Annotated in this window: 14 protein-coding genes; 13 read left to right on the top strand and 1 reads right to left on the bottom strand. The window is 74.5% G+C overall.

Annotated elements, in window-relative coordinates:
• Nucleotides 1–41 precede the first annotated feature (41 nt).
• The 7 genes from AB0N76_RS04900 (at nt 42) to AB0N76_RS04870 (ending at nt 10,473) form a co-directional block, all read left to right on the top strand.
• Nucleotides 42–2,162, top strand: coding sequence for a glycogen debranching N-terminal domain-containing protein (locus tag AB0N76_RS04900; RefSeq protein ID WP_363553341.1), 2,121 nt, complete (start codon nt 42–44; stop codon nt 2,160–2,162).
• A 123-nt stretch (nt 2,163–2,285) separates the two neighbouring features.
• The gene (locus AB0N76_RS04895) at nt 2,286–3,044 is read left to right on the top strand and encodes an NUDIX domain-containing protein (protein ID WP_363553215.1); all 759 of its coding nucleotides are present in this window, start codon (nt 2,286–2,288) and stop codon (nt 3,042–3,044) included.
• A gap of 277 nt (nt 3,045–3,321) precedes the next feature.
• The gene (locus AB0N76_RS04890) at nt 3,322–5,214 is read left to right on the top strand and encodes an ATP-binding cassette domain-containing protein (RefSeq protein WP_363553213.1); all 1,893 of its coding nucleotides are present in this window, start codon (nt 3,322–3,324) and stop codon (nt 5,212–5,214) included.
• A gap of 3 nt (nt 5,215–5,217) precedes the next feature.
• Nucleotides 5,218–6,123: a hypothetical protein gene (locus AB0N76_RS04885; RefSeq protein WP_363553211.1), complete on the top strand. Its 906-nt coding sequence runs from the start codon at nt 5,218–5,220 to the stop codon at nt 6,121–6,123.
• 99 nt (nt 6,124–6,222) lie between these two features.
• Nucleotides 6,223–7,155, top strand: a complete 933-nt coding sequence (locus tag AB0N76_RS04880; RefSeq protein WP_363553209.1) for a FadR/GntR family transcriptional regulator — start codon at nt 6,223–6,225, stop codon at nt 7,153–7,155.
• A gap of 621 nt (nt 7,156–7,776) precedes the next feature.
• The gene (locus AB0N76_RS04875) at nt 7,777–9,417 is read left to right on the top strand and encodes an RNA polymerase sigma factor (RefSeq protein WP_363553207.1); all 1,641 of its coding nucleotides are present in this window, start codon (nt 7,777–7,779) and stop codon (nt 9,415–9,417) included.
• Nucleotides 9,418–9,609: 192 nt separating this feature from the next.
• Nucleotides 9,610–10,473: a serine protease gene (locus tag AB0N76_RS04870; protein ID WP_363553205.1), complete on the top strand. Its 864-nt coding sequence runs from the start codon at nt 9,610–9,612 to the stop codon at nt 10,471–10,473.
• Nucleotides 10,474–10,649: 176 nt separating this feature from the next.
• Here AB0N76_RS04870 and AB0N76_RS04865 read toward each other — a convergent pair whose 3' ends face one another.
• The gene (locus AB0N76_RS04865; RefSeq protein WP_363553203.1) at nt 10,650–10,880 is read right to left on the bottom strand and encodes a hypothetical protein; all 231 of its coding nucleotides are present in this window, start codon (nt 10,878–10,880) and stop codon (nt 10,650–10,652) included.
• A gap of 539 nt (nt 10,881–11,419) precedes the next feature.
• On the opposite strand from AB0N76_RS04865, the gene AB0N76_RS04860 reads away from it, so the two are divergent.
• From AB0N76_RS04860 to AB0N76_RS04835, 6 genes are all read left to right on the top strand, one after another.
• The gene (locus AB0N76_RS04860; RefSeq protein WP_363553201.1) at nt 11,420–13,531 is read left to right on the top strand and encodes a DNA topoisomerase IV subunit B; all 2,112 of its coding nucleotides are present in this window, start codon (nt 11,420–11,422) and stop codon (nt 13,529–13,531) included.
• A gap of 169 nt (nt 13,532–13,700) precedes the next feature.
• A complete protein-coding gene (locus tag AB0N76_RS04855; protein ID WP_363553199.1) occupies nt 13,701–14,186 on the top strand; it encodes a DUF1453 domain-containing protein in 486 nt (161 codons plus the stop codon).
• 118 nt (nt 14,187–14,304) lie between these two features.
• On the top strand, nt 14,305–15,468 hold the full coding sequence (locus AB0N76_RS04850) for a histidine kinase (RefSeq protein WP_363553197.1): 1,164 nt from the start codon (nt 14,305–14,307) through the stop codon (nt 15,466–15,468).
• Nucleotides 15,465–16,280 (top strand): response regulator transcription factor, encoded by an 816-nt coding sequence (locus tag AB0N76_RS04845; protein ID WP_363553195.1) that lies wholly within the window; start codon nt 15,465–15,467, stop codon nt 16,278–16,280. Before AB0N76_RS04850 ends, AB0N76_RS04845 begins: the two co-directional genes overlap by 4 nt.
• Before the next feature lie 123 nt (nt 16,281–16,403).
• Nucleotides 16,404–16,817, top strand: a complete 414-nt coding sequence (locus tag AB0N76_RS04840; protein WP_363553193.1) for a DUF485 domain-containing protein — start codon at nt 16,404–16,406, stop codon at nt 16,815–16,817.
• On the top strand, nt 16,814–18,580 hold the full coding sequence (locus AB0N76_RS04835; RefSeq protein WP_363553191.1) for a cation acetate symporter: 1,767 nt from the start codon (nt 16,814–16,816) through the stop codon (nt 18,578–18,580). The genes AB0N76_RS04840 and AB0N76_RS04835 overlap by 4 nt, the downstream gene beginning before the upstream one ends.
• Nucleotides 18,581–18,605: the final 25 nt, after the last annotated feature.

Genomic DNA, 18,605 nt, shown 5'->3' with positions numbered 1-18,605 from the left:
GGCCACCGGGCCGCCGAGGGGAGGAGAGTCCGGTGACCGCGATGAGGCCACCACAGGCCATGCCGGCCGAGAGCGTCGTCGGCGCGCCGCGACCGGCCGGCCGACCGGACCAGGTCCAGCCGGCCGGGCCCGGCGGCCCGGCCCGGCCCGCGCCGCCGCGCCCGCAGCCGGCCGCCGTCCACCACGCGGTGCTCTGTGTCAACGCACCGGCGATGGCCGCCTCCGGTCCCGACGGCCAGCTGCGCGGACACGGCCTGCACGGCTTCTACCGCTCCGGCGTCCGGGTGGTGGCCCGGATGGAGCTGCGGCTCGGCGGGATCGAACCGCTCCCGCTCCAGGGCACCCTGACCTCGGCGGCCCAGGCCCGCTTCCTCGGCGCCGTCCGGCTCCCCGGAGACCTCGACCCCGACCCCGCGCTCACCGTCGAGCGGCTGCGGCACGCCGACGGCGTGGAGACCGTGACGGTGCGCAACGCCGGCAGCCGCGCGGCCCGGCTCCCGCTGGAGATCGCGCTCGGCACCGACCTCGGCCCGGTCGGCGAGATCGCCGCCGGCCACCGGCCGCCCGACCTGCCCGGCCAGGTGCAGTCCGCCGGGCTCCGCTGGGCCGGGCCCACGCACAGCGCCACGGTCAGCGCCCAGCCCTCGCCGCACGCCGTCCTGGCCGGCGCCGGCGTGCTGCGCTGGGACCTGGAGGTCCAGCCCGGCGCCCGCTGGTCGGTCGAACTGCGGACCGAGCTGGAGAGCACCGTGCCCGGCCCGCGGCCACCGGGCGGCCGCGGCACCGGAGTCCCGCTGCCCTGGGCGGAACCCGAGGTCCGCTGCGACGACCCCCGCGCGGCACTGGTGGTGGCGCGCTCGCTGGACGCCCTCGGCGGGCTGCTGTTCGCCGACCCGGACCGGCCCACCGACCTCTACCCGGCGTCCGGCGCGCCCTGGCGGTTCGGCCTTGCCCCGGCCGACGCGCTCTGGGCGGCCCGGCTGACCCTGCCGCTCGGCACCCGGCTCGCCGCCGGCACCCTGCGCGCCCTGGCCCGCCGTCAGCAGCCGGCGACCGCCCCCGGGCCGGGCGGCCGCCGCCCCGAGGGGCTGCTCCCCGGGGCGCTGCGCCACGGCGGCCCCGAGCTGCCGCCCACCTGCACGGCCACCGAGGCGACGCTGCTGTTCGTCACCGTGCTGGCCGAGGCCTGGCGCTGGGGCCTGCCCCGGGCGGAGGTCGCCGAACTCCTCCCGGTCGCCGAGCGCGCGCTCGCGGCGCTGCGCGAGGGCCTGGTCGACGGCTTCGTCACCGACCTGAGCCGCCCGGTCGAGGAGCGGTCCGCGCACCCCGTGCCCGCGCGGGCTGAGGTGCAGGCCCAGGCGCACCGGGCCGCCCTGCACGGCGCCGACCTGCTGGCGGCCTTCGGCCGGACCGGCGCCGAGGAGTGGCGCGACTGGGCGGCCGCGCTGCGGGGCCGGTTCCGCGACCGGTTCTGGGTGGACGACCTCTCCGGCGGCCGCCCGGCGGCCGGTCTCGCGCCCGGCGGCCAGCCGCTGCCCGCCGTGGCCGCCACCCTGGTCCACCTCCTCGACCCCGGGCTCTCCGCCGACGGCGGCCGGCACGAGAGCCTGCTGGACCGCGAGCAGACCAGGCTGCTCGCCCAGCGGCTGGCCGCGCCGGAACTCGACAGCGGCTGGGGGCTGCGCACGCTCAGCGCCAAGTCGCCCCGGTTCAACCCGCTGGGCCACCGCGGCGGGGCGGTGCGCGTGCACGAGACCGCCCTGGCGATCGCCGGGCTGGCCGAGGCCGGCCACGAGAACGAGGCCGGGGCGCTGCTGGAGGGCCTGCTCGCCGCCGCCGCCCACTTCGAGGGCCGGCTCCCCGAGATGTACGCGGGGGAGCAGCGGGTGCCCGGCTGCCCGCCGGTGCCGCACCCGGGCGCCTGCCGACCGGCGGCGGTCTCGGCGGCCGGCGCCGCGCACGCGGTGTTCGCGCTCGCCGGGGTCCGGCCGGACGTCCCCGGCGGCCGGGTGCTGGTCCGCCCGGCCAGCACCGCGCCGCTCGGCGAGCTGGAGCTGACCGGGCTGCGGGTCGCGGGCGAGCCGTTCTCGGTGCGGGTCAGCCGGATCGGCGTGGCGATGGTCGAGGAGGCGTCCACGGAATTGCAGCTGGTGGCCCGCTGACGCCGCCGCCACCGCCCGGCGCGCGGGCCGGACGCCCCCGGCCCGCCCCGGCGGTGGGTGCGCGGAGCACGGTCCGTACGCGGGCCTGTGCTTATCGTCAGAGAGACGACTATGATCGTCGCCATGTCGCGTTATGACCCGTCGGCCTTCCCCCCGTTCGCTGTCACGGTCGACCTGGTCGTTCTGACGGTGCGCGAGCACGCGCTCTGCGCCCTGATCGTCCGGCGGGGCGAGCCGCCCTACCAGGGCTACTGGGCGCTCCCCGGGGGCTTCGTCCGCCCCGACGAGGGCCTCGCCGAGGCGGCCTCCCGGGAGCTGGCCGAGGAGACCGGCCTGCGCGCCTACTCCGCCCCCGGCCACGACGCGGCCGGCCCCGGCACCGCCGGAGCCCACCTGGAACAGCTCGCCACCTACGGCCACCCCCAGCGCGACCCCCGGATGCGGGTGGTCAGCGTGGCGTACCTGGTGCTCGCCCCCGACCTGCCGACCCCGCGCGCCGGCGGCGACGCCAGCAGCGCCCGCTGGGCCCCCGTCACCGAACTCCTCGGCCCCCACCAGGTCGACGGCGTCCCGCTCGCCTTCGACCACGGGCTGATCCTGGCCGACGGGGTGGAGCGCGCCCGCTCCAAGATCGAATACTCCTCGCTGGCGACGGCCTTCTGCGCGACCGAGTTCACCGTCGGCGAGCTGCGCCGGGTCTACGAGGCGGTCTGGGGCGTGGTGCTGGACCCGCGCAACTTCCACCGCAAGGTCACCGGCACCCCGGGCTTCCTGCTCCCCTCGGGCGGCACCACGACCCGTCAGGGCGGTCGGCCGGCCCAGCTGTTCACCTCCGGCGGGGCCAATGTGCTCAACCCGCCGATGCTGCGCCCGGAGTCCTGAGCCGCCGTCGGCCCGGTCCGGCCCGTCCAGCCCGATCCGGCCCCGTCCGGGCTCCCGGGCTCCCGGGCCGAGTGTGGTGCTCGGCGTGTTCGGCGTGCTCGATCGCAGGATCGGATTGTCCCCTGATCGGGTGAGGTGTGTGGCCGGCGGGCCCGCGCCGCTCCCGTAATGCCCGAAATCGCCGGTGCGGCCCCCTAATGTGCTGGCGCGGAACCGTGCGGGGCACGACCCCGCGCCGCGCAGACCAGGTCGGCCGAGGGCATGGGAGCAGCCAGCGATGATCCAGATCACCGGACTGACCAAGGTCTACCGCCGGGGCGCCCCACCGGCGGTGCTGGATCTGACCTTCGACGCCCGCCCCGGCATGGTCACGGCGCTGCTCGGCCCCGAGGAGGCGGGCAAGTCCACCGCGCTGCGGTTGATGCTCGAACTCGAACGGGGTCACGGCGTCACCCTCTTCGACGGCCGCACCTACCGACGGCTGCGGCGGCCCGAGCGCGAGGTCGGCGTGGTGCTGCCCGGCCCGGGCGGCGCGACCGGGGCGGCGGACACCGCCGGGCACCCCGGCCGGAAGGCCCACGGACACCTCAGGATGCTGGCCGCCGCCGTCGGGGTGCCCGCCCGCCGGGCCGACGAACTCCTGGAGCAGACCCGGCTCGCGGCCGTCGCCGACCAGCGGCTGCGCACCTTCTCGCCCGGCATGCACCGTCGGCTGGCGCTCGCCGCCGCGCTGCTCGGCGACCCTGGCACCCTGCTCCTGGACGCGCCCACCGAGGGGCTCTCGCCGCGCAACGTGGAGTGGTTCCACTCCTTCCTGCGCTCCTTCGGCGTGGCCGGGGGGACGGTCCTGGTCACCACCCGCAGCCCGCAGGAGGCCGCCCGGCTCGCCGACCGCGTGGTCACCCTCGACCAGGGCCGGCTGGTGGCCGATCAGCCGGTGACGGAGTTCCGGCGCACCCGGATCAGCCCGGAGGTCGCGGTGCGGGGACCGCAGATGGCCCGGCTCGCCGATCTGCTCGTCGGACAGGGCGCGCAGGTCCGCCGGGACGGCGGGGCCGGTCTCGCGGTGGCGGGGATCGGCCGGACCGAGATCGGCGAACTCGCCTACCGGCACGGCATCCTGCTGCACGAGCTCGCCGACCGGGTCGTCGAGCAGCCCGCACCCCGGGCCACCCTGCCGGTCGGCTCCGGCCGTACCGGGAACCTCCAGGTGCAGGCCGGGCCCGAACCGGTCCGTCCGCCCCGCCCGGCTCCTCCGGCGCGCCCTGACCACCCGGTGGGGAAGGCGGACGGACGGGCGTCGGCGGACGCGGCGGCTGTGGTGGATGTGGCGGACGCGGCAGGAGGAACGGCGGAGCGACCGGCCGACCGGACCGTCGCGATGCCGGTGGCGAAGGCGGCGCCGCTGTCGGTGCCGGCTCCGCAGACGGCGGAGCGACCGGCGCCGGTGGAGCAGCCGGTCGCCGATGACCACGACCATGCGCCCGCGCCCACCCTCGCCCTTCCGGTCGCCGCAGTCCCGGTCGCTGTCCCGGTCGCCGTGCCGGGCGGGCTCTCGGCCGCGACCGCGCTGTCGGCGCTCACCTCCCGGCCCGCTGCCCGGACCGCCGCCCGCCGCGCGGCCGGCGGGGGCGCCCCGGCGGAGACCGCCGACGGGAAGCCGGGGAGCGGGGCGGCGGAGAGCGGGACGCCGGAGGATGCCGTGCCCGGGGCGGGGCAGCCGGAGAGTGCGCAGCCGGAGGAGGAGGCCTCGCCGGTGGTCGCGGTGGACCGGCTCTTCCGGGACGGCCTGACCGACCTGGCCCGGTCGGCCGAGGCCCCGTTGGCCGAGCCCGGGGAGGACCGGCCCGCTGCGGCCGCCGACCTGCTGACCGACGACACCATCCGGCTGGGCCGCCTCGCTCACCCGGGGGAGCGGGAGGGGGCCGAGCCCGCTCCGGCCGGGGAGCCGGAGCGGACGCCGGAGCGGACGCCGGGGTGGGAGTGGGTGCCGCCGGGGGCGGGGCTGCCCGCCGTGCTGCGGCCGGGGCGGGCGGCACACGGGCCGTCCGCCCGGTCCACACCGACCACACCGACCGGGCCGGTGGGGCAGGGCCGGGGTGGTGCGGTGGCCCCCGTCACCTCAGACCATTCCGACCTTCCTGACCCTTCCGACCTGCGGAGCGAGTGAAGCGTGCGTGTTCTGGCCTATGAGCTGCGCCGGGTGCGCGGCCTGCGTTCGACCTGGCTGCTGCTGGGTGTCGTGCTGCTCTGTGACGCGGCGGTGGCCGCCGTGCTGGCCGGGCAGGTGGCCGGCGGGCCGCTGGGCAGCGCGGCGGCGGTGCGGCTGCTGACGGCGGCGGTGCCGCTGGTGCCGCTGCCGTTCGCGGCGCTCGGGGCCGGCGTGCTGGGCGCGCTGTCGTACGGGCACGAGGTGCGGCATCCGGGGCTGGCGGCCTCGCAGACCTCCTACCTGCGCCGGGTGCGGCTGCTGGCGGCCAAGCTGGTGGTGACCGGTGCCGCGGCGGCGCTGCTGGCGCTGGTGACGCTGCTGGTCGACGCGGTGGCCGTGCACCTGGCGCTGCCGGCGGGGGTGACGGTGCGGGCCTGGTCGGACCCGGCGGCGCTGTCCGGGCAGGTGGCGGACGGGTTGGCCGCGGCCGGTCTGGGCGGGCTCGGCGAGCTGCCGGGGGCGCTGGCCCCGGTGGCGCTGGCGGCCGGGCACGGGGCGCCGGCCGCGCTGCTGGCCTTCGTCCTGCTGGTGGTGGTGGCCGCCTGGACCGGGGTGCTGACCGCCGCGCTGACCCGGAGCGCCGCCGCCGGGGTGCTGCTGCTCTGCGCGCTGCCGCCGCTGCTGGAGTCCGGGGTGGCGCTGTTGCTGCGCGAGACCGGGACGGCCTGGCCGACCCGGGCGGCGGAACTGCTGCCGTTCCAGTCCGGGATCGAATGGGCGTACGGATGGGTGTACGGCGGGGACCGTCGGCTTGCGGTGAGCGGTTCGGCGCTGACCGATCCGGCGCTGCTGGCCGCCGTGACGGCGCCCGCGTTCGTGTTGCTGCTGGTCACCCTGGTGGTCCAGGTGCGGCGCCGGGCGCTCTGAGGTCCGGACGGTTCGTCAAGATCGACCACTGGTGACCGTAATGCGCGGTTCATCCTGAAAAGAAGTCAATTATCCAGTCACGGCCGATCACCCTTTCGTGTGCTTTTCACGAGAATTCTCAAGCTGTGCCCGCCGATCGCCGACAAAGGACCTGTGAGTACCCTTGCGCACCCCACCATGACCCCTGCCCGTTCCGCCGACGGGGCCATCCACGGCCCCGTCGACCTGGACCGCTTCTCCTACGCCGACCGGCCGACCCCGCCGCCGCCCCGCTGGGAGGGCGCCGAGTCGGACCTCGCCCGGGTCGGCCGCAAGACCACCAGCAGCCGCGGCCGCGGCCTGCACGGCCAGCTCGTCCAGCAGCTCGGCCAGATGATCGTCTCCGGCGACCTCGGCGCCGACCGGCCGCTCGTCCCCGAGGAGATCGGCCAGCGGTTCGAGGTCTCCCGCACCGTCGTCCGCGAGTCGCTCCGTGTGCTGGAGGCCAAGGGCCTGGTCAGCGCCCGGCCGAACGTCGGCACCCGGGTCCGTCCGGTCAGCGACTGGAACCTGCTCGACCCGGACATCATCGAGTGGCGCGCCTTCGGCCCGCAGCGGGACGAGCAGCGCCGGGAGCTGTTCGAGCTCCGCTGGGCGATCGAGCCGCTGGCCTCCCGGCTGGCCGCCGGTCACGGCCGGGAGGACGTCCAGCAGCGCCTGGCCGAGCTGATCGAGATCATGGGCCACGCCTCCGCCCAGGCGGACCTCGGCACCTTCGCCCGGGCCGACGCCGAGCTGCACGGGCTGATCCTGCAGCTGGCGGGCAACCGGATGCTGGAGCACCTCTCCGGGATCGTCGCCTGCGCGCTCCAGGTCTCGGGCGGCCCGGCCACCTCCTGCGAGCGGCCCTCGGAGTCCTCGGTCGGCCTGCACGCCCGGCTGGTGGACGCGCTCGGCGCCGGCGACGGCACCGCCGCCGAGAGCACGATGCGGGCGGTGCTCACCGTCCACCCCGAGATTGAGCCGTCGGTCCCGGCGCCCCGGGAGCACTGAGGGCCCCGTTCGGCGACCGGGCACCCTGTCGCCCGCTCCGGGCTCACCATCCCGGACGACCGGCCCCGACGCCCCCGCGAGCGCGGAGACCTCGACGGCCCCGCGACCCCGAAGACCCCGCGACCACCGGCCCTCCGGCTGCCGCCAGCGCGCAGCCGGAGGGCCTCTGTATGCCGCCGGAGCACGTCCGGAGCACCGCCGGAGCGCCGGCGGGACCGCCGCCGGAGCACGTCCGGAGCGCGGTCGGAGCACCACCGGGGTGCCACCCGGGCCGCACCGGAAGGCTCGCTGTCGTGTCCATGGTGAACAACTTCGGCGCGAGTGGGGGATGATGGAAGTCGGCCCCGGGCCGCGGGCGCCGAACGGTGTGACCCGCGACACGAAGGCCATGCGTAACACTTGACGAGTAGCAGCGATGTCTCCTGAGCGGGGGCAGCTCCGGAATACCCCGACACTGCAAAATGCTGTGTTGGTCCGCGGCGCTGCTGCCGTCCTGCAAACCCAGTCCTCAAACCCGAGTCGGTCGGAATCGACACCGCGTGCCCGACGCGCGTTTTCCTTCCCCGCCCGCTCGGGCGGCCGGTACGGGTTCGAGTCCACTCATCGTCCGAGAGGTTGTTCGTGTCGGCCAGCACATCCCGTTCACTTCCCCCCGAGATCGCCGAGTCCGCGGCTCTGCTGGCGCTCATCGAGCGGGGCAAGGCCCAGGGGCAGATCGCCGGTGACGACGTACGCCAGGCGTTCGAGGCGGACCAGATCCCGGTCACCAAGTGGAAGAACGTCATGCGCAGCCTCAACCAGGTGCTGATTGAGGAGGGGGTGGACCTCATGGTCAGCGCGGCCGAACCGGCCGGCGCCAAGCGCAAGAGCGTTGCTGCCAAGAGCCCCGCCAAGCGCACCGCCACCAAGGCGGTCACCACCCGGACCCCGGCCGCTCCGTCGGCCCCGACCAAGCCGCCCGTGCGCATCGCGCCCGGCGCGCCCGTCTCCACCCCGACGGTCGCGGCCGCCGCCGCGCCGGTCAGCACCGTGTCCGCCGACATCACCGCCGAGCCGACGACCACGGTCCTCGGCGAGGTGAAGGCGGCTCCGGCGAAGAAGGCCGTCGCCAAGAAGGCCGTCGCCAAGAAGGCCGCCGCCCCGGCCAAGAAGACCGCCGCCAAGAAGACCACCGCCGCCAAGGCGGGCAAGGGCGACGAGGAGCTCATCGGCGAGGAGGAGCTGCTCGAGGAGGTCGCGCTGCCCGGTGACAAGCCGGGTGAGGAGGCGGAGCCCGAGGAGGAGTCGCAGGGCTTCGTGCTCTCCGACGACGACGAGGACGACGCGCCGGCCCAGCAGGTCGCGGTCGCCGGTGCCACCGCCGACCCGGTCAAGGACTACCTGAAGCAGATCGGCAAGGTCCCGCTGCTCAACGCCGAGCAGGAGGTCGAGCTCGCCAAGCGGATCGAGGCCGGCCTGTTCGCCGAGGACAAGCTCTCGGCTGCCGACAAGCTCGCCCCCAAGCTCAAGCGCGAGCTGGAGATCATCGCCGAGGACGGCCGCCGGGCCAAGAACCACCTGCTGGAGGCCAACCTCCGTCTCGTGGTCTCGCTGGCCAAGCGCTACACCGGTCGCGGCATGCTCTTCCTGGACCTGATCCAGGAGGGCAACCTCGGTCTGATCCGTGCGGTCGAGAAGTTCGACTACACCAAGGGCTACAAGTTCTCCACCTACGCCACCTGGTGGATCCGCCAGGCGATCACCCGCGCGATGGCCGACCAGGCCCGCACCATCCGTATCCCGGTGCACATGGTCGAGGTCATCAACAAGCTGGCCCGCGTCCAGCGCCAGATGCTCCAGGACCTGGGCCGCGAGCCCACCCCGGAGGAGCTGGCCAAGGAACTCGACATGACCCCGGAGAAGGTCATCGAGGTCCAGAAGTACGGTCGCGAGCCCATCTCGCTGCACACCCCCCTGGGTGAGGACGGCGACAGCGAGTTCGGTGACCTGATCGAGGACTCCGAGGCGGTCGTCCCGGCCGACGCGGTCTCCTTCACCCTGCTCCAGGAGCAGCTGCACTCGGTGCTGGACACCCTGTCCGAGCGCGAGGCGGGCGTGGTGTCGATGCGCTTCGGTCTGACCGACGGTCAGCCGAAGACGCTGGACGAGATCGGCAAGGTGTACGGGGTCACCCGTGAGCGCATCCGCCAGATCGAGTCGAAGACCATGTCCAAGCTGCGTCACCCGTCGCGTTCGCAGGTCCTGCGCGACTACCTGGACTGATCCGAAGATCCTGTCGGAAGGCCCGGAGCGTTCTCGCTCCGGGCCTTCCGGCTGTTCGGGCGGGGTGGGCGTCACCGTCCGGGTGGCCGTTGTCCCTCGTCCGGGTGGCGGTGCGGCGGTAGTCGGTCGCGCATCGTAGTCGATCGCCTACGCTGTGCCGGTTGCCTGCTGCCGAGCCACCTTGGAGACACGGTGTCGCCGACCACCGCCCCGACCCCGACCCCGACGCGCCGCCGGCCCCGGGCCGCCGCGCTGCTCCTGCTGGCCGCGCTGCCCGCGCCGCTGCTCGCCTTCGGCCCGGCCGCACCGGCCGCCCTGGCGCAGGGCCGGATCGTCGGCGGCACGGTGGTCGGCACCGCCGACCACCCGTGGGTGGTGGCGCTGGGCAGCCGCCAGCAGTTCGGCTCCGGCCGCTCGGGCCAGTTCTGCGGGGGAGCGCTGGTCACCCCGACCAAGGTGGTGACCGCCGCGCACTGCTTCTACGACGAGAGCCGCGGCCAGCGGGTCGACCGGCCGGGCCTGAAGGCCGTGATCGGCCGGGACGACCTGCACGGCTCGGTCGGCCGCGAGGTGCCGGTGCAGGCGGTCTGGATCCACCCCGACTACTCCTTTGCCACCAACATGAACGATGTGGCGGTCCTCACGCTGGCCGAGTCCCAGGGGGACCGGCCGGTGATCGGACTGGTCGGCCAGGGGGAGACCGAGCCCTACCAGCCCGGGACCATGGCCCAGGTCTACGGCTGGGGGGACACCACCGGCCGCGGCGACTACTCGCCCGTGCTCCGCGAGGTGGATGTGCCGATCATCCCGGACCAGACCTGTGCGCAGGCCTACCCGGGCGGCCAGGACGGCCGCTTCGACGCCCGGGGCATGGTCTGCGCTGCCGAGGAGCGGGGCGGCAAGGACGCCTGCCAGGGGGACAGCGGCGGGCCGCTGGTGGTCGCCGGCCGGCTTGCCGGGCTGGTCTCCTGGGGGACGGGCTGCGCCGAGGCGGCCCACCCGGGCGTCTACACCCGGGTCGGCGCGGTCGCCGACGCGGTGCGCGCCGTCCTGTAGCGGACGGTTCGCACCGGAACCTCCCCGGCCTGCCGCGGTGGGACGGCGGTCGGGCGGGAGAAACGTCGGAGCCGGGCGGCCGGCCCCCGGAGGGGTCGGCCGCCCGGCTCACCGGTCGCGCGCGGTGCGCGACCGGACACAGCTCGACGCTCGTTGCTGCTGCGTGGCGCCCGGGATCAGCGCTCGTCGTCGGTGGCCGTGGCGGCGGTGCCGCCCAGGCGGCCGCTCTCGTCCTGTATCTCCACGGCGATCTTCTTGAGCTCGGGCTCGAACTTCCGGCCGTGGTGGGCGCAGAAGAGCAGCTCTCCGCCGCTGGCGAGAACGACGCGCAGGTAGGCCTGGGCGCCGCAGCGGTCGCAGCGGTCAGCCGCGGTGAGCGGGCTCGCAGGGGTCAGAACAGTAGTCACGTCGCCTCTTCTCTAGCTCGACGAGCTGTCGTACCAGGGTCAACATCCAACCAGGCCGAAAACGTTCCCGCTCGTGGCTTTTCTTCCCTGAGGATTCTGCTGTGTTGATGAGGACGTGCCCCGGGGGCCGGTGGTTCATGCGTACCGAATCCCAGGATCCGCCCGTCGCTCGAACGCCCGATCGGAACCGGGTGCCGGAGTCCGCGTAGCATAATCCTCTGCTGGGTTGGAGCATAAGCCCCGTCCCGGGCCCCGGTAGCCTGCATAACGGCAGTTCCGGAGCCTGCGCCCGGTCCCACGATCCGCCAGGACCGGTGGTACCGGGAGGAGATGGCGCCCCGGCGCCCCGAATCCGGCACGGCTCTTGTTCGCGCAGCGCGTACAAGCTGCGCGGGACCGGCCCGCCGTGCTGTGCACCCAGCGGAGGGGTGCGCACACAGAGGGGTAACGGCTGTCGGTGCGGCGTGCTGCACTGGCGGACGGTCCGGACCCGCCCGGATGTGACCGATGAGACAGAACTTCACCGAGGAGAGTGCCGCGTGAGTGCCGAAACGACCGTGCCGTCCGCTCTGCTGGCCGGCGACGACGGTTCCAACTACACCGCTCGGCACCTGCTCGTCCTGGAGGGCCTGGAGGCGGTCCGCAAGCGCCCCGGCATGTACATCGGCTCCACCGACAGCCGCGGTCTGATGCACTGCCTCTGGGAGATCATCGACAACTCGGTCGACGAGGCGCTCGGCGGCTACTGCGACCGGATCGAGGTCGTGCTGCACGACGACGCCTCGGTCGAGGTCCGCGACAACGGCCGCGGCATCCCGGTGGACGTCGAGCCGAAGACCGGGCTGTCCGGCGTCGAGGTCGTGATGACCAAGCTGCACGCCGGCGGCAAGTTCGGCGGCGGCTCCTACGCGGCCTCCGGCGGTCTGCACGGCGTCGGCGCCTCCGTCGTCAACGCGCTCTCCGCCCGGCTGGACGTCGAGGTCGACCGCAGCGGCCACACCCACGCGATGAGCTTCCGCCGCGGCACCCCCGGCATCTTCACCGAGTCCAGCCCGGACGCCCCGTTCGAGCCCGCCAACGGCATGGCCAAGATCCGCAAGGTGGCGAAGAACCGCACCGGCACCCGGATCCGCTACTGGGCCGACCGGCAGATCTTCCTCAAGGACGCCAAGCTCTCCCTGGAGCACCTGCACAGCCGGGCCCGGCAGACCGCCTTCCTCGTCCCGGGCCTGACCATCATCGTCCGTGACGAGCGGCTCACCGAGAGCGAGAAGGTCGAGGAGAGCACCTTCCGCTACGACGGCGGGATCGCCGAGTTCTGCGAGTTCCTGGCGCCCGACAAGCCGATCTGCGACGTGCTGCGGCTGCACGGCGAGGGCACCTTCAAGGAGACCGTGCCGGTCCTCGACGAACTCGGGCACATGACGCCCACCGAGGTCACCCGCCAGCTCGGGGTGGACATCGCGCTGCGCTGGGGCGCCGGCTACGACACCACGCTGCGCTCCTTCGTCAACATCATCGCCACCCCCAAGGGCGGCACCCACGTCACCGGCTTCGAGCGCTCGCTGGCCAAGACCGTCAACGAGGCGCTGCGGGCGGGCAAGCTGCTGCGCGTCGCCGAGGACGACATCACCAAGGACGACGCCACCGAGGGCCTCACCGCCGTGGTCACCGTCCGGCTCGCCGAGCCGCAGTTCGAGGGCCAGACCAAGGAGGTGCTCGGCACCTCGGCGGCCAACCGGATCGTCGCGGCCGTCGTCGCCAAGGAGCTCAAGAACTTCCTCACCTCGGCCAAGAAGGACGAGAAGGTCCAGGCCCGGGCCGTGCTGGAGAAGGTGGTCGCCGCCGCCCGCACCCGGGTCGCCGCCCGGCAGCACAAGGAGGCCCAGCGCCGGAAGACCGCGCTGGAGACCAGCTCGCTGCCGGCCAAGCTGGCCGACTGCCGCAGCGACGACGTCGACCGCAGCGAACTCTTCATCGTCGAGGGGGACTCCGCGCTCGGCACCGCCAAGCTGGCCCGCAACTCCGAGTTCCAGGCGCTGCTGCCGATCCGCGGCAAGATCCTCAACGTGCAGAAGGCGTCCGTGAGCGACATGCTCAAGAACACCGAGTGCGCGGCGATCATCCAGGTGATAGGGGCCGGCTCGGGCCGCACCTTCGACATCGACCAGGCCCGCTACGGCCGGGTCATCTTCATGGCCGACGCCGACGTCGACGGCTCGCACATCCGCTGCCTGCTGCTGACGCTCTTCCAGCGCTACATGCGGCCGATGGTCGAGCAGGGCCGGGTCTTCGCCGCGGTGCCGCCGCTGCACCGGATCGAGCTCACCAACCCCAAGCGCGGCCAGGAGAAGTACCACTACACCTACTCGGACGCCGAGCTGCGCTCCACCCTGCTGGAGTTCCAGCGCAAGGGCCTGCGCTGGAAGGACCCGGTCCAGCGGTACAAGGGCCTCGGCGAGATGGACGCCGACCAGCTGGCCGAGACCACCATGGACCCGCGCCACCGGACCCTGCGCCGGATCAACCTGGGCGACCTGGAGCAGGCCGAGCGGATCTTCGACCTGCTGATGGGCAACGACGTCGCGCCGCGCAAGGAGTTCATCGTGGACTCGGCGGCCACCCTGGACCGCTCGCGCATCGACGCCTGACCCGGCGGCCCGGCCGCCCCCGTTCGGACAGGGCCCTCCACCCCCGGGTGGAGGGCCCTCGCCGTGCCGGTCCACCCGGGGTCCACCCCGGCTCCGATCCCCCGGCGGGGCCGGATCCGTAGCGTCGGAGAGGTCAGTCGAAGCCTCCCGTCGGGACGGAGAAGTCCGCATGTCTGCCCTGGTCAATGTCGTTCTGGTGGTCCTCGTGATGGCCGTGGTGCTGCGGCGCCAGATGCGCGCCCAGCGGATGGACGGCGACCGCCGCTTCTGGGTGCTGCCGTTGGTCCTCGGCGCGATCGCGCTGCGGGACCCGGAACTGATCGACCGCCAGGACACCGGCTGGTCGGTCTGCCTGCTGGCGGTCGGACTGGTCGCGGTGCTCGCGATGGGTTCGGTCTGGGGCTGGACCGTCCGGATCTGGCGGGAAGCGGACGGCGCGCTCTGGGCCAAGGGGACCAAGGCCACGCTGGCCGCCTGGGGCGGGATGATCGCCATCAGGATCGGCCTGTACGAGACCGGCGTCGCCCTCCACCTCCACCAGTCGACCAGCACGCTGCTGCTCGGCCTCGCCGTCCTGCTGCTGACCCGCTGGCTCGTGGTGAACTGGAGGGCGCGGGCCCTGGAGGCCCCGGACCGGGCCGCCCCGCTGTCCTGAGCGGGCCGCGAGCCCTGAGCACGCCGAGAGTCCTGAGCACTCGGCGAATCCCGAACACACCGCGAGTACCGAACACACAGCGAGTACTCGACACACCGCGAATCGGAGGAGCCCGCCCGTGGCCGACTGGTACTGGACCCGCTGGCCGTCCCGGGAGGGGCTGGAGCGCGACGCCGAGAGCCGGCCGCGGCGGATCCTCACCGGGATCGGCCGGGCCGTCCTGGTGGTCACCGTCACCTGGGGGACGTTCTCCGGCGGCAAGTACGCCGGCTGGGCGGTGGTGGCCGCCGTCGCCGGACTGGTCGCGGCGGTCGGCCTCAGCGCCGGCTACCTGCACGCCAGCCGGGAGCAGCGGCCGCTCGCCGCGTACGGCCTGGCCACCGCCGTGTTCGCGGCCGCCTGGCTGGCCAACCAGGGGCAGGCCGTGCTGCTCGCCGACGTGCTCTGGTACGGGCTGGCGGTGACCGCGCTGATCCGGCTGCCGCTCGCCCCGGCGCTGCTCGCCGCGGCGGCCTCGCTCGGCTCGTACGCCGCGGTCAGCTGGGCGGGCTGGCTGAGCATCACGGCCACGGTCGGCGGGATCTTCCTGCTCGGCTACCTGCTCCGGCTGGACATCGAGGCGCGCGGCACCGCGCGGCGGCTGCTCGCCCAGGAACGGGCCGCCCGGGCCGCCGAGGCGGAGAGCGCCGCGCTCGCCGAACGGGCCCGGATCGCCCGGGAGATCCACGACGTGCTGGCGCACAGCCTCTCCGCCCAGCTGGTCCACCTGGAGGCGGCCCGGCTGATGCTGGACGCCGGCACCGACCGGGAGCAGGTCCGCGAGCGGGTGGTGGCCGCCCGGCGGATGGCCCGGGACGGTCTGGCCGAGACCCGGCAGGCGCTGTCCGCGCTGCGCGGCGAGTTCACCCCGGTCGGCGAGTACCTGGTGGAGCTGACCGGGCGGGAGCGGGCGGCGTTCGGGGTGACCGGCACGCCGCGTCCGCTGGGCGCGGAAGCGGGGCTCGCGGTCCGGCGCACGGCGCAGGAGGCGCTGACCAACGTCCGCAAGCACGCCCCCGGCGCACGCTGCACGGTCGAGCTGCGCTACCTGCCCGGGGAGGTCGAGCTGGAGGTGCGGGACGAGCGCCCGGCGCGTGCGGCGGCGGCGCCGGGGGAGCTGGCGGACAGCGGCGCCGGGTACGGTCTGCTCGGGATGCGCGAACGCGCGGAACTGCTCGGCGGCACCCTGCTGGCGGGCCCCCACGAGGGAGGATGGCGCGTGTTGCTGCGGGTGCCGGCATGACGGGGGGAGGAGACCCGACGGCGGGAGCCGATCCGACGGGGGGAGCCGATCCGACGGGCGCGGCGGTCACCAGGGTGGTGGTCGCGGACGACCAGACGGTGGTCCGCGAGGGCATCGTGATGCTGCTCGGACTGCTGCCCGGGATCGAGGTGGTCGGCTCGGCGGCGGACGGCGAGGAGGCCGTCGCCCTGGTCGGGCGGCACCACCCGGACGTGGTGCTGATGGACCTGCGGATGCCGCGCTGCGACGGCGTCGAGGCGACCCGGCGGATCCGCGCCGCGCACCCGGGGACCGAGGTCGTGGTGCTCACCACGTACGCCGACGACGACTCGCTGTTCCCGGCGCTGCGGGCGGGGGCGCGCGGCTACCTGACCAAGGACGCCGGGGCCGAGGAGATCGCCCGGGCGATCGCGGACGTCCGCTCGGGGGCGGCCGGGCTCTCGCCGCAGGTACAGCTGCGGCTGCTGGAGCGGCTGGCGGGGGAGGGGGCGGCCGGGATCACGTCGGCTGTGGCCCCGCCGGTGGCGAGCCCGTCGGGGACGACCTCCTCGGGGGCGGTCGCGCCGGGGGACGGGCCGCCGGTGGAGCGGCGCGGGGCGGAACCGCCGGACGGGCTGACCCTGCGCGAGGCGGAGGTGCTCGGGCTGATCGCGGAGGGGCTGTCCAACACCGAGATCGCCCGGCGGCTGTTCGTCAGTCCGGCCACCGTGAAGACCCACATCAACAACCTGTTCGCCAAGACCGGCGTGCGGGACCGGGCGCAAGCGGTCGCGTACGCCTTCCGAAACGGAATCACCGGGTCGTCGCAGTAGTCGGATGAGCGTCTGTCGGATCATCGATCACCTCATCGAGTGAACGTATCTGCGTTGGGAGTTTGGGGAGTTGGGACGCCGCCATGATGGTTCGGGTCACAACCCCCCGGTCCAGGAGCAGCCGTGCCACAACAGCAGACGAGAAATGCCGATCCGGGACGGCAGTCGGACTGGTGGACGCCGGCGCCCGCGTCCGCACCCGCCCCGGCCGCCGAGGCCGACGGCAGCACGGAGGTCTACCGCTCCGTCCAGCGCAGCCTCGCCTTCCAGCAGATCCGCCACAGCTACCGGTCCTTCGTCTTCCCGGTCAGCGGCGTCTTCCTCGCCTGGTACCTGCTGTACGTGGCCGCCCAGGCGGCGGCGCCCGGACTGATGCGCAGCCCGGTCGCCGGCCCGGTGAACGTCGCCTGGCTGCTCGGCCTGCTGCAGTTCGCCAGCACCTTCCTGCTGACCTGGCTGTACGCCCGCAACGCCCGCACCAAGCGCGACCGGGCCGCCCTGTCGCTGCGCTGGGACACCCAGGACCAGCTCCGATGAGGGCCGCCACCCCGCCCCCCGTCGCCCCCGCCGGGGACCACCACGACCTGGCCGTCGTGCTGTTCGCCGTCATCGTCGTGGTCACCCTGGCGATCACCTTCCTGGCCGGCCGCCGCGGCAGCGCCGCCGAGGACTTCTACGCCGGCGGCCGGGACTTCACCCCGCTGCAGAACGGTTTCGCGCTCTCCGGGGACTACCTCTCCGCCGCCTCCTTCCTCGGGGTCGCCGGGCTGATCGCGCTGTACGGCTACGACGGCGTGCTCTACAGCATCGGCTTCCTGGTCGCCTGGCTGGTGGTGCTGATGCTGGTCGCCGAACTGGTCCGGAACGCCGGCCGGTACACCCTGGCCGACGTGCTGGCGCTGCGGTTGCGCCGGCGCAAGGTCCGGGCGGCGGCGGGCGGCGCCAGCGTGGTCGTCACGCTGTTCTACCTGGTCGCGCAGATGGTCGGCGCGGGCAGCCTGGTCGCGCTGCTGCTCGGGACCAACAGCGCCCAGGCCCGGACCTGGACCATCGTCGCGGTGGGCGGTCTGATGATCGTCTACGTCACGGTCGGCGGGATGCGGGCCACCACCTGGATCCAGATCGTCAAGGCGTTCCTGCTGATCGTCGGCTCGGTGCTGCTGACCGTGCTGCTGCTGGTCCGCTTCCACGGCGACATCGGCGAGCTGATGCGGCAGGCCGCCCAGCACAGCGGCGCCGGGCGGCGGTACCTGGAACCCGGGCTCAAGTACGGCGCGACCTTCACCAGCCGGCTGGACTTCTTCAGCCTCGGCCTCGCCCTGGTGCTGGGCACCGCGGGGCTGCCGCACATCCTGTCCCGCTTCTACACGGTGCCCACCGCGCGGGCCGCCCGGCGCTCCACCATGTGGGCGATCGGGCTGGTCGGCGGGTTCTACCTGATGGCCATCGCGCTCGGGCTCGGTGCCACCGCGCTGGTCGGCTCGGCCGAGGTGCGACACGCCAACGCGGCGGGCAACACGGCCGTCCCGCTGCTGGCCCTGGTGCTCGGCGGCGGCAACGGCTCCACCGGCGGGGTGGTGCTGTTCGCGCTGATCTCGGCGATCGCCTTCGCCACCATCCTCGCCGTGGTCGCCGGGCTGACGCTGGCCTCCTCGGCGGCGTTCGCCCACGACATCTGGGCGGGTGCCTGGCGGGGCCGGCCGCGCCGCTCGGGGGCCGGCCGGGGCGTCCGCGGCGGACGGGGCGCGCGCGGACGGCGGGCCGTCGTCCCGGCCTCCCGCCGGGCGGGCGGCGGGACGGCGGCGGAAGCGGTACCGGTCCCGGTGGACGACGCCCCGGTGGGCGCGGTCGCGGAACGCGAGGAGGTCGGCGTCGCACGGGTCGCGGCGGTCGGGATCGGGGCGGTGGCGATCGTCCTGAGCCTGTTCGCCCAGCAGCTCAACGTCGCCTTCCTGGTCGGCCTGGCCTTCGCCGTCGCGGCCTCGGCCAACCTGCCGGTGCTGCTCTACAGCCTGTTCTGGCAGCGGTTCACCGCCCGTGGCGCGGTCTGGTCGGTGTACGGCGGGCTGATCCCGGCGGTGGTGCTGGTGGCCTTCTCCCCGGTGGTCTCCGGGACCAAGGTGGCGCTGTTCCCCGGTGTCGACTTCCACTGGTTCCCGCTGGAGAACCCGGGCATCGTCTCCATCCCGCTCGGCTTCCTGGCCGGCTGGATCGGCACCCTCACCTCCGCCGAGCCGGCCGACCCGGACCGGTACGCGGAGCTGGAGGTCCGCGCGCTGACCGGGGCCGGTGCGGCCTAGGCACGGCGGACCCGCGGGACGCGGG

The sequence above is a fragment of the Kitasatospora sp. NPDC093806 genome (genome assembly GCF_040683335.1).
Lineage (GTDB): Bacteria > Actinomycetota > Actinomycetes > Streptomycetales > Streptomycetaceae > Kitasatospora.
The sequence above is the reverse complement of the archived record's forward strand: the minus strand, read 5'-3'. Positions and strand labels throughout refer to the sequence as shown.